General features: G+C 55.4%; 16 protein-coding genes and 2 tRNA genes. 6 read left to right on the top strand and 12 right to left on the bottom strand.

Annotated elements, in window-relative coordinates; genetic code table 11:
• Positions 1 to 42: 42 nt before the first annotated feature.
• From NQT62_RS07060 to NQT62_RS07020, 9 genes are all read right to left on the bottom strand, one after another.
• Positions 43 to 2,025: a TRAP transporter large permease gene (locus tag NQT62_RS07060; RefSeq protein ID WP_256763962.1), complete on the bottom strand. Its 1,983-nt coding sequence runs from the start codon at positions 2,023 to 2,025 to the stop codon at positions 43 to 45.
• Between the two features lie 11 nt (positions 2,026 to 2,036).
• Positions 2,037 to 2,606, bottom strand: a complete 570-nt coding sequence (locus tag NQT62_RS07055) for a TRAP transporter small permease subunit (protein ID WP_256763961.1) — start codon at positions 2,604 to 2,606, stop codon at positions 2,037 to 2,039.
• A 77-nt stretch (positions 2,607 to 2,683) separates the two neighbouring features.
• Positions 2,684 to 3,805 (bottom strand): TRAP transporter substrate-binding protein, encoded by a 1,122-nt coding sequence (locus NQT62_RS07050; RefSeq protein WP_256763960.1) that lies wholly within the window; start codon positions 3,803 to 3,805, stop codon positions 2,684 to 2,686.
• Positions 3,806 to 3,954: 149 nt separating this feature from the next.
• Complete coding sequence (locus tag NQT62_RS07045; protein ID WP_256763959.1) at positions 3,955 to 4,548, bottom strand: hypothetical protein; 594 nt, start codon at positions 4,546 to 4,548, stop codon at positions 3,955 to 3,957.
• A gap of 191 nt (positions 4,549 to 4,739) precedes the next feature.
• The gene (locus NQT62_RS07040; protein ID WP_256763958.1) at positions 4,740 to 5,597 is read right to left on the bottom strand and encodes an ABC transporter ATP-binding protein; all 858 of its coding nucleotides are present in this window, start codon (positions 5,595 to 5,597) and stop codon (positions 4,740 to 4,742) included.
• A gap of 39 nt (positions 5,598 to 5,636) precedes the next feature.
• Positions 5,637 to 6,506, bottom strand: coding sequence for a nitrate ABC transporter permease (gene ntrB, locus NQT62_RS07035; RefSeq protein WP_256763957.1), 870 nt, complete (start codon positions 6,504 to 6,506; stop codon positions 5,637 to 5,639).
• A 14-nt stretch (positions 6,507 to 6,520) separates the two neighbouring features.
• The gene (locus NQT62_RS07030; RefSeq protein ID WP_256763956.1) at positions 6,521 to 7,858 is read right to left on the bottom strand and encodes a CmpA/NrtA family ABC transporter substrate-binding protein; all 1,338 of its coding nucleotides are present in this window, start codon (positions 7,856 to 7,858) and stop codon (positions 6,521 to 6,523) included.
• 371 nt (positions 7,859 to 8,229) lie between these two features.
• Positions 8,230 to 8,655, bottom strand: coding sequence for a hypothetical protein (locus NQT62_RS07025; RefSeq protein ID WP_256763955.1), 426 nt, complete (start codon positions 8,653 to 8,655; stop codon positions 8,230 to 8,232).
• Positions 8,656 to 9,018: 363 nt separating this feature from the next.
• Positions 9,019 to 9,108: transfer RNA gene (locus NQT62_RS07020), tRNA-Ser, on the bottom strand.
• A 181-nt stretch (positions 9,109 to 9,289) separates the two neighbouring features.
• On the opposite strand from NQT62_RS07020, the gene NQT62_RS07015 reads away from it, so the two are divergent.
• Positions 9,290 to 10,354, top strand: coding sequence for a putative solute-binding protein (locus NQT62_RS07015; RefSeq protein ID WP_256763954.1), 1,065 nt, complete (start codon positions 9,290 to 9,292; stop codon positions 10,352 to 10,354).
• A gap of 65 nt (positions 10,355 to 10,419) precedes the next feature.
• Here the strand turns inward: NQT62_RS07015 and NQT62_RS07010 are convergent, their stop codons facing one another.
• On the bottom strand, positions 10,420 to 11,259 hold the full coding sequence (locus NQT62_RS07010) for an HDOD domain-containing protein (protein ID WP_256763953.1): 840 nt from the start codon (positions 11,257 to 11,259) through the stop codon (positions 10,420 to 10,422).
• A 125-nt stretch (positions 11,260 to 11,384) separates the two neighbouring features.
• Positions 11,385 to 12,158 carry an SDR family oxidoreductase gene (locus NQT62_RS07005; RefSeq protein WP_256763952.1) on the bottom strand — a complete coding sequence of 258 codons (774 nt, stop codon included), beginning with the start codon at positions 12,156 to 12,158 and terminating at the stop codon, positions 11,385 to 11,387.
• A 119-nt stretch (positions 12,159 to 12,277) separates the two neighbouring features.
• Here NQT62_RS07005 and NQT62_RS07000 point away from each other — a divergent pair, with 119 nt between their 5' ends.
• From NQT62_RS07000 to NQT62_RS06980, 5 genes are all read left to right on the top strand, one after another.
• Complete coding sequence (locus NQT62_RS07000) at positions 12,278 to 12,700, top strand: gamma-glutamylcyclotransferase family protein (RefSeq protein ID WP_256763951.1); 423 nt, start codon at positions 12,278 to 12,280, stop codon at positions 12,698 to 12,700.
• Between the two features lie 57 nt (positions 12,701 to 12,757).
• Positions 12,758 to 13,990, top strand: a complete 1,233-nt coding sequence (locus NQT62_RS06995) for a hypothetical protein (RefSeq protein WP_256763950.1) — start codon at positions 12,758 to 12,760, stop codon at positions 13,988 to 13,990.
• A gap of 28 nt (positions 13,991 to 14,018) precedes the next feature.
• A complete protein-coding gene (gene glpK / locus NQT62_RS06990) occupies positions 14,019 to 15,509 on the top strand; it encodes a glycerol kinase GlpK (RefSeq protein WP_256763949.1) in 1,491 nt (496 codons plus the stop codon).
• The gene (locus NQT62_RS06985) at positions 15,502 to 16,998 is read left to right on the top strand and encodes a glycerol-3-phosphate dehydrogenase/oxidase (RefSeq protein ID WP_256763948.1); all 1,497 of its coding nucleotides are present in this window, start codon (positions 15,502 to 15,504) and stop codon (positions 16,996 to 16,998) included. The genes glpK and NQT62_RS06985 overlap by 8 nt, the downstream gene beginning before the upstream one ends.
• Before the next feature lie 90 nt (positions 16,999 to 17,088).
• Positions 17,089 to 17,165, top strand: a tRNA-Arg gene (locus NQT62_RS06980).
• 64 nt (positions 17,166 to 17,229) lie between these two features.
• On the opposite strand, the gene NQT62_RS06975 is transcribed toward NQT62_RS06980, so the two are convergent.
• Positions 17,230 to 19,254 (bottom strand): TonB-dependent receptor family protein, encoded by a 2,025-nt coding sequence (locus NQT62_RS06975; RefSeq protein WP_256763947.1) that lies wholly within the window; start codon positions 19,252 to 19,254, stop codon positions 17,230 to 17,232.
• Between the last annotated feature and the right edge of the window lie 180 nt (positions 19,255 to 19,434).

Genomic DNA, 19,434 nt, shown 5'->3' with positions numbered 1-19,434 from the left:
TTACCCATGGTGACAACCGATCGGCAACCACGGTCTTCCGGCTTATTTGTACAGCACCTCGGGCAGCCACAAGCCAATGCCAGGGAACATGTACAACAGCACGATCGCCAGAATCTGAATCATCATGAACGGGATCATGCCCGCGAAAATCTGATTCAAGGTGACACTGGGCGGTGATACTCCCTTCAGGTAAAAGGCCGCCATGGCCACAGGCGGCGAGAGGAATGCGGTCTGCAGGTTCAAGGCCACCAAGAGGCCGAAGAACAGCGGGTCAATCTGGAAGTGCTCCAGCAATGGAATGAAAATCGGCATGAAAATCACGATGATTTCCGTCCATTCCAGAGGCCAACCCAAGATGAAGATGATCACTTGAGACAGCACCAGAAACTCGGTTTTGCTTAGACCCAGTGACAGCACCCATTTTTCGATGATTTCCTGACCACCCAGCAGCGCGAAGGCGGCAGAGAAAATCGAAGAGCCCACAAACAGCCAGCACACCATGGCGCTGGTTTTGGCGGTGAGGTAGGACGACTCCCGAACCAGCCCCACATTTAGTTGCTTGTAGGCCGCTGCCAACAGGAACCCACCGAAGGCTCCCACAGCCGCTGCTTCTGATGGGGTGGCCAGACCAAATACAATGCTGCCCAACACCGCCAAAATGAGAAACGCCAGCGGGAAGAAGGACTGCAGCAACATCTTGAATACTTCAAGACGCTCGTAGCTCAACTTGGCATAGTACAAAGCCAGCAAAACACCCACCACAGCCAGTGAGATCCAGAAGCCACGCGGTGCGTCTGGAATGACCGGTGCCTCTGCCACAGCTTCTGCTGCAGGCATGCTGGCTTCAGCGGGTGATGGCTCTGCTGCAGTCACTGCTGCAGGTTCCTGGCTGGCTCCCTCAGGCTCACTGGTTTGAGGCTCACTGAGTGCGCCTGGCTCAGCGCTTGAGCCTTCCGGTTCCTGCAAGCCGCCTTCCTCTGATGGTGGTTCGGCCAGGTCACCATTGTCGGTAACACCACTGGGCTGAATTTCGCTGCTGGTGGCATCAAAACTCACCAAGCCATCGGCTGCCGTGTCGGCTTCAATGGGGGCCGTCAGTTTGGTGTATACCAAGCCAAACAGGAATGCCGCAAACAGGGCAGGCAACAGGGCTACAACAAACTGTTTGAACACGTCAGCAGTACTCAAGCTGCCGGCGGCACGGCCCTTCAAGCCATCCAGCAAGGCGCTGATGGCATGTTTGGTGCCCACTGCGTTTTTCAGCGCAGCCAGTGCCGGGCTGAGGGGTACTCGACGGTCTTCTTCCGAGAGTGGTGGTGCACTTTTCGGGTTCAGCTTTGCGCGAATGATGACGTACAAAATATACAAACCCGCGAGCATGATGCCCGGGAAAAACGCACCGGCGTACAGTTGAACCACGGACACACCCGCAGTGGCACCATACACAATGAGCAACACCGACGGCGGGATGAGAATGCCCAGGCAACCACCTGCAGTAATGGCGCCTGCCGCCATCTTGGTGTCATACCCGGCTTTCAGCATGGAGGGCATGGCCAGCAAACCCATGAGCGTGACCACCGCACCCACAATGCCGGTGGCGGTTGCAAAAATGGCGCAGGTTACCAGGGTAGCCACGGCCAATGCGCCAGGTACCCGGGCCATCGACAAATGCAAACTCTTGAAGAGTTTTTCAATCAAATTGGCCCGTTCCACCAGGTAGCCCATGAACACAAACAGCGGCACCGAGATGAGCACGTCATTGGTCATGACCTTGAAGGTGGATTGCACCATGAGGTCCAAGGTTTTGCCGATGTCGCGATCGTAGGCCAGGTAGGTGAAAATCATGCCCATGCCCATGAGCGTAAACGCCGTGGGAAAGCCCAGCATGATGGCGACCACCACCAGCGACAACATCAACAGGCCCAAATGACCATTGGTCATGTCAGCCGGTGAGGGCAGGGTGTACACCACCCCGATCAGAATCATGGCCATGATGGATAGGCCGAAATACAGTTCCTTTCTCATGCCATGCCCCTTTATTGTTTGCCGACCATGGCTTTGAGTTTGTCGACATCCACTTCTTCGACGTCTTCTTCTCGGCTGGGCCATTCACCGTTTTTCAGGCACATCACACAGCGCACAATTTCTACAAAACCCTGAAAGAGCAGCATGGTGCCGGCAATCGGGATGATGGTTTTGAAGTGGTAAATGGGCGGTCCGTCGGCGGTTACCGAGGAATGTTCCTTGATGATCCAGGCGTCGGATGCGAATTGATAACCCGCGTATGACAGGGCAACAACACCCGGAATGAAGAACAGCACATACAGGATGAGGTCGAAGAACGCCTGCGTGCGCGGTGTGAAAAAGCCATACAGCACGTCGCCCCGTACATGACCATTTTTGGCCAGCGTGTAGGCACCGGCCATCATGAACAGTACGCCGTAGAGCATGTACGTTACGTCGAACACCCAAGGGTGCGGGCTGTTGAGAATATACCGGGAAGCCACTTCCCAGACGATGAGCAAGGTGAGTGCCACGATGGACCAGGAAAACACCTGACCGATCCAGGTCGACACCTTGTCGATAAACAACAAAAATGTTTGCATGATGCGAAAACCAAGAGGGTTTAAAAAAAGCCAACAACCGGTTACCCAATTGTTGGCTTCTTCCGAATGGACACCGGTTACTTCTTGCCGCCGAAGTAGAAGTTGTAAGCCATCTTGTAGTCCACCGATGTGTCGTTTTGCCACTTCGCAGTGCGCTTGGCAAAGTTGCGCATCGACTCAAACACCTTCTTGAAGGTGGCGTTTTCTTCGGACTTGGCTTTCGTCACTTCATCCCAAGCCTGCAGTTGTGCCTTGAGGATGGTGTCGGGCGTTTTGTAGAACTTCACGCCTTGCTTGGTCTGCATTTCCTGATAGTCGGTGGAATAGCGGTCAATGGCCTTCCAGCTCATTTCCGCAGACGACGCCTCGGCCGCGTATTTGATGATGGCCTTTTGCTCAGCCGACAGGCCCGCATACTTTTTCTTGTTGAACAGGATTTCGAACTGCTCAGAGGCCTGGTGAAAGCTTTGCAGCATGCACACCTTGGCCACATCCGGGAAGCCCAGCAAGCGGTCGGACGAGGCGTTGTTGAACTCGGCTGCGTCCAGCAGGCCGCGGTCCATGGCTGGCACAATTTCACCGCCGGGCAGTGCATTCACAGCCAGGCCCATTTTGGTGAAAATATCGATGGACAGGCCCACGGTGCGGTACTTCAAGCCCTTGAGGTCTTGTGGCCCTTTTACCGGTTTTTTGAACCAGCCCAGTGGTTGCGTGGGCATGGGGCCATACAGGAACGACTCCACCTCCAGGTTCAAGCTGTCGTAAATTTCATCGAGCAGTTGTTTGCCGCCACCGTAGTTGTGCCAAGCCAGCACCTGGTTGGCATCCATGCCAAATGCCGGGCCTGAACCCCACAGCGCAACGGCGGGATTTTTGCCATACCAGTAAGCCACCACACCGTGGCCGCCATCCAGTGTGCCTTTGCTCACGGCGTCGAGCAGGTCGAATGCCTTGACCACGGCACCGGCTGGCAGTACCTCAATCTTGAGTTTGCCGCCCGACATCTCATTGACCTTTTTGGCAAAGTCGGTGGCGTATTCGTGGAAGATGTCCTTGGATGGCCAGGTGCTCTGGAATCGAAGGGATGTGGTTTGCGCGGTGGCAATCATGGGGAACGCGAGGGTGCCAGCACCCACAGCGGCCGCAGATGTGCCTTTGATGAAGTCGCGACGCTTCTTGTTGTTGATGATGTCAGTCATCAGTGCCTCCTTTGGTTTACAACGCTGAACTACTTTTTTATTGGCCCGGTAGTTTTTTTATGCTTTTTTTATGTTCAACAATGTAAGGGGCAGTGATCAAAGGCCGAAATAGTGGCAAACCCTGATGATTTCGTTAAAGAAAACCTTTTTCACAAATTTGCGACAGGGTTACTACGTAAACTGGATTGCACGGCGTATTGCGCAACTTGTTGCTCATAGGGGCGACGTTCAAGCCAACTGGCAATCCAGGCGGCTCGCGCCTGCAGCACGTGGGGTGCCTGGTGAAGTGCTGTTGCAACCTGTTGCAAATGCAATCCAAGGCCTGGAGCCAGCGCCGGGCTGGAAGCGCCGATCAGCGATGCAGTTTGAAGCCAGTCCATGAGCACCAGTGTTTGCACCACAGTGCTGCTTCGAGCCACGTCTGCGCAATAGGCCGTGAGATCAAATTGCGCCGGGTTTTCAAGCACGCGAGTATCCGGTGTCATCAGTTGAACCAAGTCTGCGGTTTCATGACCCGCCACGCGTTCAATGTCGTCCAGGGTTATCGGGCTCATCAACACCAGATCATGAAGAATGGCGGCCTTGACGGCGGCGCTGTCCAGGTTCAATCGCATCGCCTCGGTGGCCATCTGTTCTGCATGGTGATGAACGGGAAAGAACGGTGTGGGCCATGTCCGGGTTTTGAGGCTGGTTGCTTGGTGGGCCACCGCCAGCGCGGCTTGATATTGAATGGGTAACTGCATGGTCAGCAAGGTCAAGGGTGGTGTTGATTCGCTGTCCCATGTTAATCATTGGGTGCATGCACCCAAAGCGGGAGAACAGGCAAAAATGTTATTTATTTTTCAGTTGAATAATTAACAAAGTTAAATTGTCAAAAACCCTTGCCAGTTGTGACCGACAAGGGCTTGCTTTGCACAATGCCGCACTCGCTGCCTTAAGCGTGCGCTTTCGTCGAGCCGGATGCGACCGTGCTGTTGCGTTGCTGCTTGTGCTTGTCGAAGTCTTCAACCTTGCGCTGTTTTTCGTACAGGAAGCTCAGCACCTCATGGCGATAGTGGTTGTAACGGGTATCGTCTGCCATGGCGATGCGGTCGCGTGGGCGGGGCAAATCAACATCCAGAATTTGGCCGATGGTGGCTGCCGGGCCGTTGGTCATCATCACAATCCGGTCCGATAGAAGCACGGCCTCATCCACATCGTGGGTGATCATGACGACTGTGTTTTGCAATTCACTTTGAATGCGCATCACTTCATCTTGCAACTTGGCACGTGTCAGCGCATCCAGTGCACCGAAGGGCTCATCCAGCAGCAGCACCTTGGGTTCCATGGCCAACGCCCGCGCGATGCCCACGCGCTGTTTCATGCCGCCGGAAATTTCAGAAGGCAGGCGGTCTAGCGCGTGGCCCATGTTCACCATTTCCAGGTTGTGAAGAATCCAGTCTTTCCGTTCGGCTGCGGTTTTGCTGTTGCGGAAAATTTTGTCCACTGCCAACTCCACGTTTTGATACACCGTGAGCCACGGCAACAGCGAGTGGTTTTGAAACACCAGGGCTCGGTCTGGCCCCGGTGCGTTCACCTCTTTGTTGTCCACCAGCACCACGCCTTCGCTGGCCCGAAGCAGGCCGGCGATGATGTTGAGCACGGTGGATTTGCCGCAACCCGAGTGCCCAATCAGCGAAATGAATTCGCCACGTTGAACGTCCAGATTGACATCACGCAGCACCGGGTTGACGGTGCCGTTTTTTTCAAAGTTCATGTGAACTTTGGAGAGATTGAGAAAGCGGTCTGACATGGTGTGTTCTCCTGTGTTGCCGGATGGTGCGGACGGTGTTTAACCGGCGCTGGTACCACGGGTAATTTTTTGGCCAACGAAACCCATCAGGCGGTCCAGCATGAAGCCGACCACGCCGACGTAGAGCAGGGCCAATACAATTTCGCTGATGCGTGAGGAATTCCAGGCGTCCCAGATGAAGAAGCCAATGCCCACACCACCAATCAACATTTCAGCCGCCACAATGGCCAACCAGCTCAAACCCACACCAATTTTCAAGCCTGAAAAAATGTAGGGGGCTGCAGCCGGCAGCATGATCTTCCAGAAAAACTCCAGGCCATTGAGCTGGATCACGCGGGACACGTTTCGGTAATCTTCCGGAATATTGCGAATGCCCACCGAGGTGTTGATGATGATGGGCCACACCGAGGTGATGAAGATCACGAAAATTGCCGACGGGTTGCCATCCTGAAAACCAGCCAGCGAGAGCGGCAGCCAAGCCAGCGGTGGTACCGTGCGCAACACCTGAAAAATTGGATCAAGCCCGCGCATGGCCCAGGTGGACTGGCCCACCAACACACCCAAGGCCACACCCACCACCACGGCAATCGAATAGCCGTAGGCCACCCGCTTCAGGCTGGCGAGAATTTGCCAACCCATGCCGACATCGGTGCCACCTCGGAAGAAAAACGGATCAATGATCAGTTCCCAGGTGTCGTTGATCACTTTGCTGGGCGAGGGCAGGCGAGCCCCCTGGCCAGAGCACAGGAGTTCCCAGATCAGCAACAGCAAGGCAGTGATGAGCACGGGCGGAACCACCTTGCCCAATTGCTTCATGCACTGTTTGAAAAACTCGGTTTCAATCAGCGGCGTGTGGCGTTTGGCCAGTTGCGCCCGGTTGAGTTGGTCCAGTGTGTCGGTGTTCATCATGGTGTGTGCTCCACTCAGCCTTTCATGGATTTGATGGCCAGGCTGTCGAGATATGCTTTGGGTTTGGCCGGGTCAAACACCTTGCCATCAAAGAATTTCTCAACGCCGCGTGAGGTCGATTTGGGAATGTCCTTTTTGTCGACACCCAACTCTGCTGCAGCCGTGCGCCAGATGTCTTCGCGGTTTACTTTCTTGATGAGGGCGTTGGTGTCCAGCTTGGCGGGCAGGTAGCCCCAACGCTGGTTTTCTGTGAGGAACCACAGGTCATGGCTTTGGAAGGGGTAAGAGGTGTATTCCTTCCAGAACTTCATGGTCTCCGGGCTGCTGTCCACCACGCGGCCGGTGCCGTAGTCAAAGTGGCCCTTCAGGCGGTCGACAATGTCGGCCACCGGCACGTTGAACCAACGGCGCTGCGAGCAAAGCTTGGCCACTTCTTCCTTGTTGGCCGGGTCGTCGCAGAACATTTGTGCCTCCATGATGGCTTTTACAATCGCCTTGGTCGCATTGGGGTTGGCCGCCACATAGTCGCTGCGCATGGCGAAGCTTTTCTCGGGGTGGTTGTGCCACAGTTCGCCAGTGGTCAGTGCGGTGTAGCCAATGCCCTGGTTAACCAGTTGAAGGTTCCACGGTTCGCCCACACAGAAGCAATCCATATTGCCCACTTTCATGTTGGCCACCATCTGGGGTGGTGGCACCACAATCGTAGAAATGTCGGTCAACGGGTTGATGGCACCGGCTGCCATCCAGTAACGGAGCCACAGGTCGTGTGTGCCACCCGGGAAGGTCATCGCCGCATTCACAGCTTTGCCGCTGGCCTTCTTTTTGAGAATGGCCCGACCAAAGTCCCGGGTGTCCAAGCCAACTTTCAGGTCTTTGAACTCATTCGACACAGAGATGCATTGTCCGTTGACATTCAACCGCATCAGGATGGACATGGGGGTGGGAACGTTGTTGGCCGTGACCGCACCCGTGGTGAGTAGATACGGCAGCGGGCTCAGGATGTGAGCCCCGTCGATGCCGTTGTTTTTTGCACCCAAAACAAGGTTATCCCGGGTGGTTCCCCACGAGGATTGTTTCAGAACCTCCACGTCGGTCATGCCGTGTTTTTTGAAGAATCCCTTTTCCTCGGCAATAATCAATGGGGCTGCATCGCTCAAGGCGATGAAGCCGAGTTTGGCTGCCTTGGTTTCCAGGCTCGTGGATTGAGCCCGTACAATACTGGGTGCAGCCATTGAACCCAGAACGCCAGCACCGATCAGCAGGGAGCTTTGCTTGATGAATGTGCGGCGGTCGGATGACACGCCTCCGAGGTCCTGCAGCATTGCGGGTTTGGATGGCTTGTTCGAATCCATGATTTTTCCTTCATTAGAAAATCAAAATAAAAAACGGCGAACATCGCCAATGCCGGGTCCACCGATGGGCCTGGCAAGGGATGGACGCCGTTGTCCGTTCTATTTCAGTGCAACTTCGACCTGATCCGTCTTTGGCAAAGGTCTACGTTGAACCAATAGCAGGGACCGTGCCAGGCACCACAAAGCGTCAATTGATCGACGTGTGGCATTGAAATGCGCAATTTCGGGGCGAAATGGAAGCAGGGGCCGTAACCCGGATGCGCTGTGTGCCCGATTTGGTGCGGTGCGGAAAAGTTTTGTAACCTTTGTTCCGTATTGACGTGCAGATCCGGTGCGTTGCACCGGATCAAGGCCGACGCAGTGTGGTGCGTTCAGTGCGCGTGTGGTGCTGGGGGCTGTTGTTTGAAGCCCAGAAGGGCAACCCACAGGAAGAACAGGCCATAGGCCAGGTCGATCAAACCATAACTGCTGTAAAAGAGCGCGGTTTGGGGCGATTGGGTTTGAATGGTGGCCAGTTGCCCCCAGTTGTGCTGCGCCCACACCACCCAAGTGCCGGTGTACAAGAATTTTTCAACCGCGAACACCAGGCACAGCAGCGGCACTTCCAGCGCCTTGTGGGCGACCGACAGATAAGCCAAGCCCCACAGCATGATGCACACCGCTCCAAAATTGGAGAACACGGTGGGCGAGAGTTCATTGAACAGTGTGTTGGTGAAGGCCTCACTGACAGCCAGCATGCCAATGAGGTTGGTGAGGCCAGCGGAGAGAAAGCCCAGGCGGATGAGTTTGTTGGACATTGCGGGATGTATAATAGTTACGGTGTGTAAATAATATAGTGTTCAAGCCATTTGGGAAAGGCTTATCCCCGTTGCATTGTCCAACAATTCGCACTGGGTCAGCAGTTACCCTTTTTGGCCTGTCCTGGCGGGCAGAAGCCGCCCCCATCGCCCCGCCCACCAGCAGGATCAACAACGACGCTTCCCGCGGGTGTGTAGACCGCACAACCATACAACAGTGTAACCAACACGGATAAAGCCACTAAACGTCTCATGTTCATGCATTCCTCAAGAATTGGTGATTCGATGATTCGGAAAATTGTCTCATTCGACATACTACCTTGAAATAAAAAAGCGCCGAGCGGCGCTTTTTTATGGAATGGATGGCGGAGACGGAGGGATTCGAACCCTCGAAGGGGTTGCCCCCTTACTTGATTTCGAGTCAAGCCGATTCAGCCGCTCTCGCACGTCTCCGAAGGGGCGGATTATAACCGAGCCCGGCCTGCTGCGTGTTCGAATGGGCTGGAAATTTGTCCTGAATGGTCAATTTGAAGGCAAATTCCCAGTGCAATAATATTTGAATGCACAGGGTACGCATTGACAAAGCCCTGGCGATGACGCCCATTGAAGGGCATTCACACATGGAGACAGAGAGATGAAGTTCAAACCAGCTCAAGGCCTGGCGGCATCTGTATTGGCAACATTGGGCCTGACCCTTGGGGTTGCAGCACCGGCACAAGCCGCAGCCAATTCGAAATTGTGCGTCTACGATTTGCTGGGCGCGACTGGCGACGTGTACAACATGTCGAAAGACTATGTGGTGGCCGCCAAGCAGTGGGGGGCTGATATTGAGTTGCGCGCATACACGGATGAGCGAATTGCGACGCAAGACTTCATTGCCGGCGAATGCGATGCCCTGTACGCCACTGGCTTTCGGACTCGCCAGTTCAATGCCACCACAGCGGTGCTAGACTCCTTGGGCGTCTCATCCATCGTGAAAAACAACAAGGTGGACATGCCAGCCAGTTATGACGTGGTGCGGCGGGCCATTCAATTGTTTGCCCAACCGGCTGCAGCCAAGCTGAACGTGAATGGCAAATATGAAATTGCCGGCATCATTCCATTTGGTACGGCTTACCCGGTTATCAATGATCGGAAAATCCGCACGGTGGAGGATTTGGCTGGGAAAAAGATTGCAGCCTTTGACTATGACAAAGCGCAAGCCGTGATGATCCAAAAAATTGGTGCCCAGCCTGTGTCCGCCGACATTACCAATTTTGCCAGCAAGTTCAACAACGGTGCCGTGGACATGATTGCTGCACCGGCAGCGGCCTACAAGCCTTTGGAGCTGTACCGTGGCATTGGCACCAAAGGGGCCATCAATCGGTTTCCCATTGTGATTTTGAGTTACCAAATGGTGATCAACAACACCAAATTCCCCAGCGGCTTTGGTGCAAAGTCCAGAACCTACTGGTTGTCGCAGTTTGACCGGGCGCTCTCCATCATCACCCGCGCGGAAAAATCCATTCCCGAAGGAACCTGGAGTGACCTCACACCCGAGAACATGATCAAGTACACGGTGATGTTGCGGGAGTCGCGTGTGTCAATTGCCGATCAAGGTCTCTATGATAAAGGTGGTTTGAAGATTCTCAAGAAGATCCGTTGCGGCGTTAACCCGGCTGATTCTGAGTGCTCCACCAACAGTGAAAACTGGAACTGAGCTGGAACTGAGCTGGAACTGAGTCGCCAGTGGGCACATCGGATCCCGTTGAGGTGACCACGCCGTCAGTGGGTGGTCACCAGCATTTCCACAAACTCCCGGGATTTGTCAAAGCGCGGGCGCAGGGTTTTCAAATTGTCCAGTGTGGTACTGAGCAACTCTTCCACACTGCTGTCCAGGTTATCCACCCACAATTCTTCGGGCATGTCGTCGGTCAGGTCCATGGCCAATGCCACGCTCAAGTGAACAATGCTAGACAGGCTATAGGGGCCGGTTCGACGGGGGTGTGGGTATTGGCGTATGGATTCGCCAATGTCCTCGGGCAGTTTCCAGCCTTTGGCGATTTCGGCACTCACCTCGCCGTGGTGAAAGCCCAGCAATGCGTTTTCAACATCGGCACGGTCATAGGGGCATTCGTCTTTGCAATTTTGATCAATTTGATCGGCAAGGTCGGGCAGGGCTTTGTGAATGGCCAGAACGCCCAGGCCATGAATGAGCGAGGCGGTGTAAGCCTTGTTGCCGTTCAGGCCGACCGAGTTGGCCAGATCGCGGGCAATGTACGCTGACAGCAGGGAGATGGTCCAGAACCGCTGACGGTCAAACCGGGCCATGTCCTTGAATGTGTCCATCATGCCCGAGGCCAGCACCATGGTCCGGATGGAATCAATCCCGATCATGAGCGCTGCGCTCTCAACCGTGTCCACCTCGCGTTGAACGCCGAAATAAGCCGAGTTGGCCAGCCGCAGCACTTTGGCGCTCATCACCGGGTCGTGGGACAGTGCCTCAGCCAGTTCGCCGATGGTCAGGTCCGGTTTTTCCAGCAGTCCCAACACCTCTTGTACAGCACGTGGAATGGAAGGCAGGGAACAGGCGGCTTGAAGAATGGTCTGCAGCTTGGTACTCATGGTGTGCTCCGGGACGTTGGCCAGACAAAACCAGCCTAGCAAGTCCCTGCGCACGCTGCCATCCCTGAATCGTCAACAAAGGTGAATGGGGGGTGTTTGCCCCCCATTTCCAGTCTTAAACAGGGTTAAGCCACCAGGTAGCCCCCATCCACATTGATGCAGGCACCCGTGGTGTAGGTGGAGGCTTCCGAGGCCAGGTAAAGCACCGTGCCGGCCATCTCCGACGGTTGGGCAATTCGGTTCATGGGGACATGCTGAAGCAGTGCATTTCGAATGGCATCGTTGTTGACCAGTGCAGAGGCGAACTTGGTGTCGGTTGCCCCCGGCAGAATGGCATTGACGCGAACCTTGGCGGGTGCACATTCTTTGGCGAATGCTTTCGTCATGGAGATAACGGCCGCCTTGGTGATGGAATAAATGCCTTGGTACAAACCAGGAATAACCCCATTGACGGACGCCACATTGATGATGCTGCCGCCACCGTGTTTGGCCATCAGTTTGTAACCCAGACTGCTCATGTAGAAATAACCCCGAATGTTCACATCCACTGTTTTTTGAAAGGCGGACAGGTCGGTATCGAATATGGGCCCGAAGTGTGGGTTGGTTGCGCCATTGTTGACCAAAATATCCAGCCGACCAAACTGCTGCTCAATCTGTTTCCAGAGGGCTTCAATCTCAGCCATTTCACCCAAGTGGCAAGCCATCGGCACAGCTTTGAAGCCTTTGTCAGTCAGGGTTTGAGCCACCGCTGCACAACTGTCGGCTTTTCGGCTGGAAATGATCACGGTTGCCCCATGGGCGGCCAACAACTCTGCACAAGCCAACCCAATGCCTCGGGTTGCGCCGGTAATCAGGGCCACTTGGCCATTCAGGTTGAACAGGTCTTGCAGTGATTTCACAGGTCTCCTCCGGTGGTGTTGTTGTGTTATCGAATGTTCGGTCTAAAGTTTTACTGACTGTAATCCAAAACCGCCCAGCAAAGGTACCATTCAAGCCTTGACTCACCGGAGAGGCTGGCATGCATGTGTTTGTCTACGGTTCGCTGATGTATTTGCCCGTGTGGCAACAGGTGGTGAAAGGCCAGTATGCCCGGCAGCCCGCGACGGCTGTGGGCTATGCCCGTTACGCGGTGCCCCAAGAAGATTACCCGGCCATGGTTGAGCAAGCCGGTGCGCAGGTTCAGGGCATGGTCTGGTTGGACGTAACCCCTGAGGACATCGAACGGCTGGATGCTTTTGAAGGGCCTGAATACACTCGCCAGACCATTGCGGTGCAGCTTGAAAGCCTCAAGGAGCCACTGCAAGTGGATACGTACCTCTGGTTGAATCACGATCAATTGCAGCGGCATGAGTGGCGGGTAGACCTGTTTGAAGCGGTTGGTTTGCAGCAGTTTTTGAACAAGCATGTGAGGCGCTGGACAACCACCGGGCAGCGTCAATAACGACCGAGGCAGCACAGGCTGCTCGCACACACGATAAAAACACCAACGGAGACAAACATGAGTACGCTTCATCCTGCGCCTGGGGCTCGGCAGTTTTTTCGGCATTTTGTTGGTTATTTGGGTGATGCCGGTTACACGCCAGCGCAGATGCTCAACTATGTTTGGCGGCCCCACAAGCCCACCGATCTGAATGTCCTGGGTGCGCAGCGTGATCAGGATTTTAGCCGGCTGGCACTAACCGAGCAGGATATTCAGGAGGCCCAAGAGGCTTGTTTTGCTGGGGATCGGTTTGTGGATCGGTCCTTTTACAGCAACAACAAAACCATCATTGTGCTGGTGCCCGGATTTACCCACGAGACACTGAAAAACCTTTCTCTGCATGAGGAGGTGGAGCGTAAAGATTCGCCGCACGAAGTGTTGATGTTAAGTCCAGGCGCAAAGGGTGAGCCCAGTCAGGAGACACTGTATGCACAGGGTGCGGGTTTCAAACTGGTGTATGCGCGCTATCCCCGTAGCAACGCGGATTCTTCTCACATTGTGCCTGCCCTGTTTGACCTATTGCACAACAGCGTGACCCTGAGGCGTTGGGTGGAGGAAGAGGGGTATCAATTGTTTTTCATGGGGTACTCTTATGGATGCCCCTTGTCGCTGGAGCTGTTAGCTGGCATGAATGCCCGGCATTTTCCAGATGAATTCATCTTGAAAAACACCCGTGGCATGCTTGCCCTGTGCGGCGCCATTGGTGGTTCATACTTGGCTGATGATGTGATGCGACCGGAATCCAAGCTGGTGTACATCCCCAAGCTGGTCCAGCGGTGCAGAAAGCACCCGTGGCTCAGCAAACTGGTGGGGATGCCCACGCGCCAGTTTCAAGACGACATGGAAGGCGGTGTGCGTTCTCTCACGCGGGCTGTTCGACAGGAAAAAATCGCCGAGTATGCCAAAAATCTGCCTGCGCACTTGCACTATTTTTCGGTCAGTGCCGTGTTGCCGTTGAGCGACTACAAACGCCGCTGGTGGCAGTTCAATCTGGACGATTACACCATGTGGCTGCAAGCCAAGGTCAGCGACCCGATTTCGATTTACAACGACGGCCAGGTGGTGATGACCGATAATCTGATCCCTCATCCACCCCACATTCCGGCGGAACGCATTGTCCACCTGGGTGCGGTTCGGGCGCACCATTGGGCGGTCAGTTACAAAACCTTTAATCTGGGCAAGAATGACTTTCCAAGGCGAGCGTTCTACAAGGCCTTGATGCAAACCATTTACGACACCTTGAACCAATAACAATCCATTCAGACAAAGGAGACCGTTCATGGGATACATCTTGGCCCTGGATCAGGGAACCACCAGTTCGCGTGCCATCGTGTTCGACGAGACTGCCCGCGTGGTGGCCAGTGCACAGCAGGAGTTTGAGCAAATTTTTCCAAAAGCAGGGTGGGTGGAGCACCGGCCGATGGACATTTGGAACACCCAACTGGCTTGCGCGCAGAAGGCCATGCAACAGGCTGGCTTGCAAGGGCGTGATATTGCTGCGATTGGGATTACCAACCAGCGCGAAACCACGGTGGTGTGGAACCGTAAAACCGGACAACCGGTGTACAACGCCATCGTGTGGCAGGACCGCCGAACGGCTGCAACCTGCGACAGGCTGCGTGAGCAGGGCAAGGCACCTTTGATTAAACGCAGCACTGGATTGGAGACGGATGCATATTTCTCCGCCACCAAGTTGAGCTGGATTCTGGACCATGTGGCCGGCGCGCGGGCCATGGCACAGGCTGGGGAGCTGGCCTTTGGCACCATCGATTGCTGGTTGATTTGGAGCCTGACGCGGGGCGCTGCCCACGTGACTGATGTGAGTAACGCCTCACGCACCATGTTGCTGAATATTCACAGCCTGCAGTGGGACGATGAACTGCTCGAACTGTTCAATGTGCCCCGCAGCGTGTTGCCCACCATTGTGGATTCCAGCGGCCTGATGGCGCAGTGTGATGCCAGCCTGCTGGGGGCGCCCATTCCGATCGCCGCGGCGGCCGGTGATCAACAGGCGGCTACCTTTGGACAAACTGCCTTTGCACCGGGCGAAGCCAAAAACACCTACGGTACCGGTTGCTTCATGTTGTTGAACACGGGTGCCGAGGTTGTTGAAAGCCACAACCGGTTGCTGACCACGGTGGGATGGCGCATGAACGGCCAAACCCATTACATGCTGGAAGGCAGCGTGTTCATGGGTGGGGCTGTGGTGCAATGGCTGCGGGATGGTTTGGGCATGATCCAACACGCTGCTGAGGTGGAGCCCCTGGCTGCCAGTGTACCCAGCACCGATGGTGTTTGCCTGGTGCCGGCCTTTGCTGGTTTGGGAGCCCCGCATTGGGATCCCTATGCCCGCGGCACGCTGGTGGGCATGACCCGCGGTACCACGAAAGCGCACATTGCACGCGCCGCGTTGGAGAGCATTGCCCTGCAGACTGTGGACCTGGTGCAAGCCATGCAGCGTGACGGTGCTGCGCCCTTGTGCGAATTGCGGGTGGATGGTGGGGCGTCCAACAATGGTTTGTTGATGCAGATCCAGGCTGATTTGCTGGGCGTGCCGGTGGTGCGCCCCACAGTGACCGAGACCACCGCCTTGGGCGCAGCCTACCTGGCCGGTTTGGCCGTGGGGGTGTTCGATGGTTTGGACAGCCTGAAGGCCAACTGGACGGTGGATGCTCGTTTTGAGCCTGCGATGGGAATTGATGAACGGGGTGCCTTGCTGGATCGTTGGCACCGCGCTGTAGAACGTGCAAAAGGATGGGCCGATGCTTAGCCGCAAACAACACCTGGAGGCGGTGAAGCAAAAAGCCTCTGCCGGGTTTGAATGGGACCTGATTGTGATCGGTGGTGGTGCCACTGGTTTAGGTAGCGCCGTGGATGCCGCTAGTCGGGGCTTGAGTGTATTGCTGGTGGAGGCCAATGATTTCGCCAAGGGCACCAGTTCACGGGCAACCAAGCTGGCCCATGGTGGTGTGCGGTACCTGGCCCAGGGCAATTTCAGCCTGGTGCGCGAGGCTTTGGAGGAACGTGGCCGCATGTTGATGAATGCGCCCAATCTGGTCAAGCCGTTGGCTTTTGTCATTCCGGTGAGCAGCTGGTTCCAGAAAATGTTTTACTGGATCGGCCTGAAAATGTACGACTTGCTGGCTGGAAAACTCAGTGTGGGGCCAACCCGGACGATGGACCGTCAGTCGGTGATTCAAGCTGTGCCCACCATTCGACAGGACAAGCTGGGTGGTGGCGTGCGGTATTTTGACGCACAGTTTGACGATGCCCGACTGGCTGTCGCTTTGATGAAAACCGTGTTCAAGCTCGGTGGTGTTGCACTGAATTATTTGCCCGTGGTGGGCTTTGACAAGGAATCGGGAAAAATCACTGGTGTGAAGGTTCGAGACGCCTTTACGGCGCATGAGATGAGCCTGAAGGCCAGGGCGGTGATCAATGCCACCGGTGTGTGGGTGGATGAGCTTCGTCAATTGGACAACCCAGCGGCCAAACCCATGCTGAGCCCCAGCCAGGGCGTGCACGTGGTGGTGGACCAGCATTTTTACCCGGCGCAGGATGCTTTGCTGGTGCCCAAGACCAGCGACGGCCGTGTGTTGTTTGTCGTGCCTTGGTTGGGAAAAACATTGATTGGCACCACAGACACACCTCGCCAGGATGCACCCTTTGAGCCCAACGCATTGCCCGGTGAAGTGGCGTTTATCTTGACCACGGCTGGACAGTACCTGGCCACGGCTCCCACGCTGGCCGATGTACGCAGCGTGTTTGTGGGCCTGCGGCCATTGGTGAAACAGGGCGGGGCTGGTGATACGAAAAGCATTTCCCGCGAACACACCATTGCCACGGCAGACAGTGGTCTGATCACCATCACCGGCGGCAAATGGACCACTTACCGCAGCATGGCTGAAGAGGTGGTCAACCTGGTGTGCAGGCAATTGGCCCTTCGCAACAAACCCAGCCGAACCCGCATGCTGCGTTTGGAGGATGACTTGCCCAACCGCAATCCAGAGGCCCGTTTGCACCCCCGCCTGCAACTCACGCAGGCCGAGATTTCGCAAGCGGTGCTCGAGGAGATGGCCATGACCATTGAGGACGTGTTGGCACGACGCAGCCGCGCTCTGTTTCTCGACAGCGCCGCTGCGTTGGATTGCCTGTTTTCGGTTCGTGCAACCCTGCAGGACGAATTGGGTTGGAGCGATGCGGAGTTGGATCGTCAGGAGATGCAGTTCAGGGCATTGGCTGCCCAGTATGGTGTTTGACGGGATGCATCGGATTCAAATATTTTCTTGAAAATGACAACACCGTCTTGCGCCAACGCACGCTTTCATGCATAATCTCGCTTCTTCACAGCGGCTGTAGCTCAGTTGGATAGAGTACTTGGCTACGAACCAAGGGGTCGTGGGTTCGAATCCTGCCAGCCGCACCAAATGCAGTACAAAAAAGCCCGTCTCATTGAGACGGGCTTTTTTACATCTGGCATGCAAATTCGCTCACCACCGGTGTGTCACCGAAACACCCACCAACACTTGCCGTTCGGCTGCGGGCTCATAAAACTGCTGTTGCGCCTGGTTCACAATCACAGAACCCACGTAACGTTGCGCCAACACATTGTCAACCCGTGCATAGGTGCGCAAGCGCCACCCATCACCCAAGGATTGGTTGTGGGTGATGCGCCAGTTCAGCAGGTCTGCAGCGTCCGTTTGTGCCGTGTTGGCGTCATTGGCATACATCCGGCCAATGTGGCGGTATTCCACCGCAGTTTCCAGCTGTTCCGAAGCTTGATAGGTCAGTTCACCGAACAGGCTCTGCTTGGGAATGGATGGCAACGCATTGCCGGCTGTCAACGCTGTGTTGCTGGATTTGTATTCCGCAGTGATCCAGTTTGCCGCCAGGGCGCTTGCCCATTGTGCATTGAAGCGATGTTGCAGGCCAAGCTCCACACCTTGGCGCCAGGTTCGGCCAGCATTCTGGAAGGAGGTCAGTCCAGCGGCTGCAGACTTCACCACAATTTCGTCGCGGGTGTCCACGGCGTACAAGGCCGCATTCACTTTGGTGCTGCCATGGCGGGCTTTGTAGCCCACCTCATATTGCTGGCTTTCCGAGGCGTTCAGGTTGGGGTTGAAGTTGGGCGCACCCGGTACATTTTGATACGCGGTTTCCAGCAGGGTTGGGGTTTCAAAGCCTTGGCCATACGCGGCATACAGGTTTTGTGTTGGGCTGAGGTAATAATTCACGCCCAAGTTGGTCGTCACCTTGCCGTAGTCTTTGGCACCACTGCCATCGCCATTGGTCAAAAACTGGTCTTTGGATTCAATGTCAATGGACGAATTGCGTAGCCCTGCAAGCAGACTCCATTGCTCATTGAACAGCCACTCGGCTTGAACATACTGGTCAAGCTGCCTGGCCGAATTTTGTTCATACCGGTTGATGGGTTGGTTTTCTGCCGATTGCCCCTGCCGGGTTTGTTCCAGCACACCCGCTGTCAAGCCAGTGTTCAGCAGCAATGGTGCGCCCAGCAGCGCAAACCGGTGCCGCAGGCGCAGGTCTGCGCCATAGAAATCGTTGTTCAGGTCGATCACGGTGCCGCTGGCCACCACCTGCCGAATCTGTCGTTCGCCCGAATACGGCGTGAACACCAACCCTGTGTCTGCATTGAAACTGTGGTCAATCACCAACCCGGTCTGCATTTGTTGAACACTTTTCCGGCTGTTGCTAGCCACCGCGTTGGTGCCCGCCTGCCGGCGATTGCTGGCCAGTTGTGCTGCAGTCAAGCCCAGTGGGTCCTGCGCTTCGGGAATGTCGACTGCATTCACAACCCAGGTGACCTTGGTGCTGTCCAGCTTGAACACCATTTTGCTGTTGATGTTGTCGCGTCGAGCTTGGCTGTGGTCTCGGTAACCGTTGGTTTCAAATTGCGACGCATCCAGCACCCAGCCAAAATTTTCGCTGCCTGTGTTGAACTGGAGCGTGCTTTTTCGTGCATGGTCCGATCCAAAGACCAATCCGGCCTCCAGTCGTTGACCGGGTTCTGGGTCCCGGGTGGTGATGTTGATCACGCCGCCCGATGAATTGCCGTACAAGGAGGAAAACGGGCCGCGCAGCACTTCAATCGATTCAGCGGAACTCAAGCTGAAATGGGAAATTTGACCAGAGCCATCCGGCATGGTGGCTGGAATGCCGTCGGAGAACAGGCGAACACCACGAACCCCAGAGGTGGAACGTGCACCAAACCCCCGAATGGAAATTTGCAGGTCCTGCGCAAAGTTGTTCCGGTTGTTGATGACCAGGCCTGGCACGCGGTAACCCGTTTCCGACAGGTTGACCTGGAACCCGCCAGCGCTGTTCAGCGTGTCCTGGTTGATCTTGTCAATCGATGCAGGAATATCAAAAGCGTCTTTGGCCTCGCGGGTAGCGGTGACCACGAGATCATCCAATGGGGCGTTGCCGGGTGAAGTCTGGGACAGAGCGGGCAAGGCCATGCCCAACAGGCCAGCGCCCAAGAGTGCTTGTGTCAAACGGGAGTCGTGCATGGTGTGATGGATCGGTATTGAATATCAGGTCCGTGTTATTGAGCCATATTTCACAACGAAATGGACGGGAAATTTGCCCGATGCCGTGATAATGTCCAACATCTCCGGATGGTCGGAGGCATGGATGTTGAACAAGGAGACACACAATGTTGGGATATGTGACGC

This window comes from Limnobacter humi, from assembly GCF_024518835.1.
GTDB classification, from domain to species: domain Bacteria; phylum Pseudomonadota; class Gammaproteobacteria; order Burkholderiales; family Burkholderiaceae_B; genus Limnobacter; species Limnobacter humi.
The sequence above is the reverse complement of the archived record's forward strand: the minus strand, read 5'-3'. Positions and strand labels throughout refer to the sequence as shown.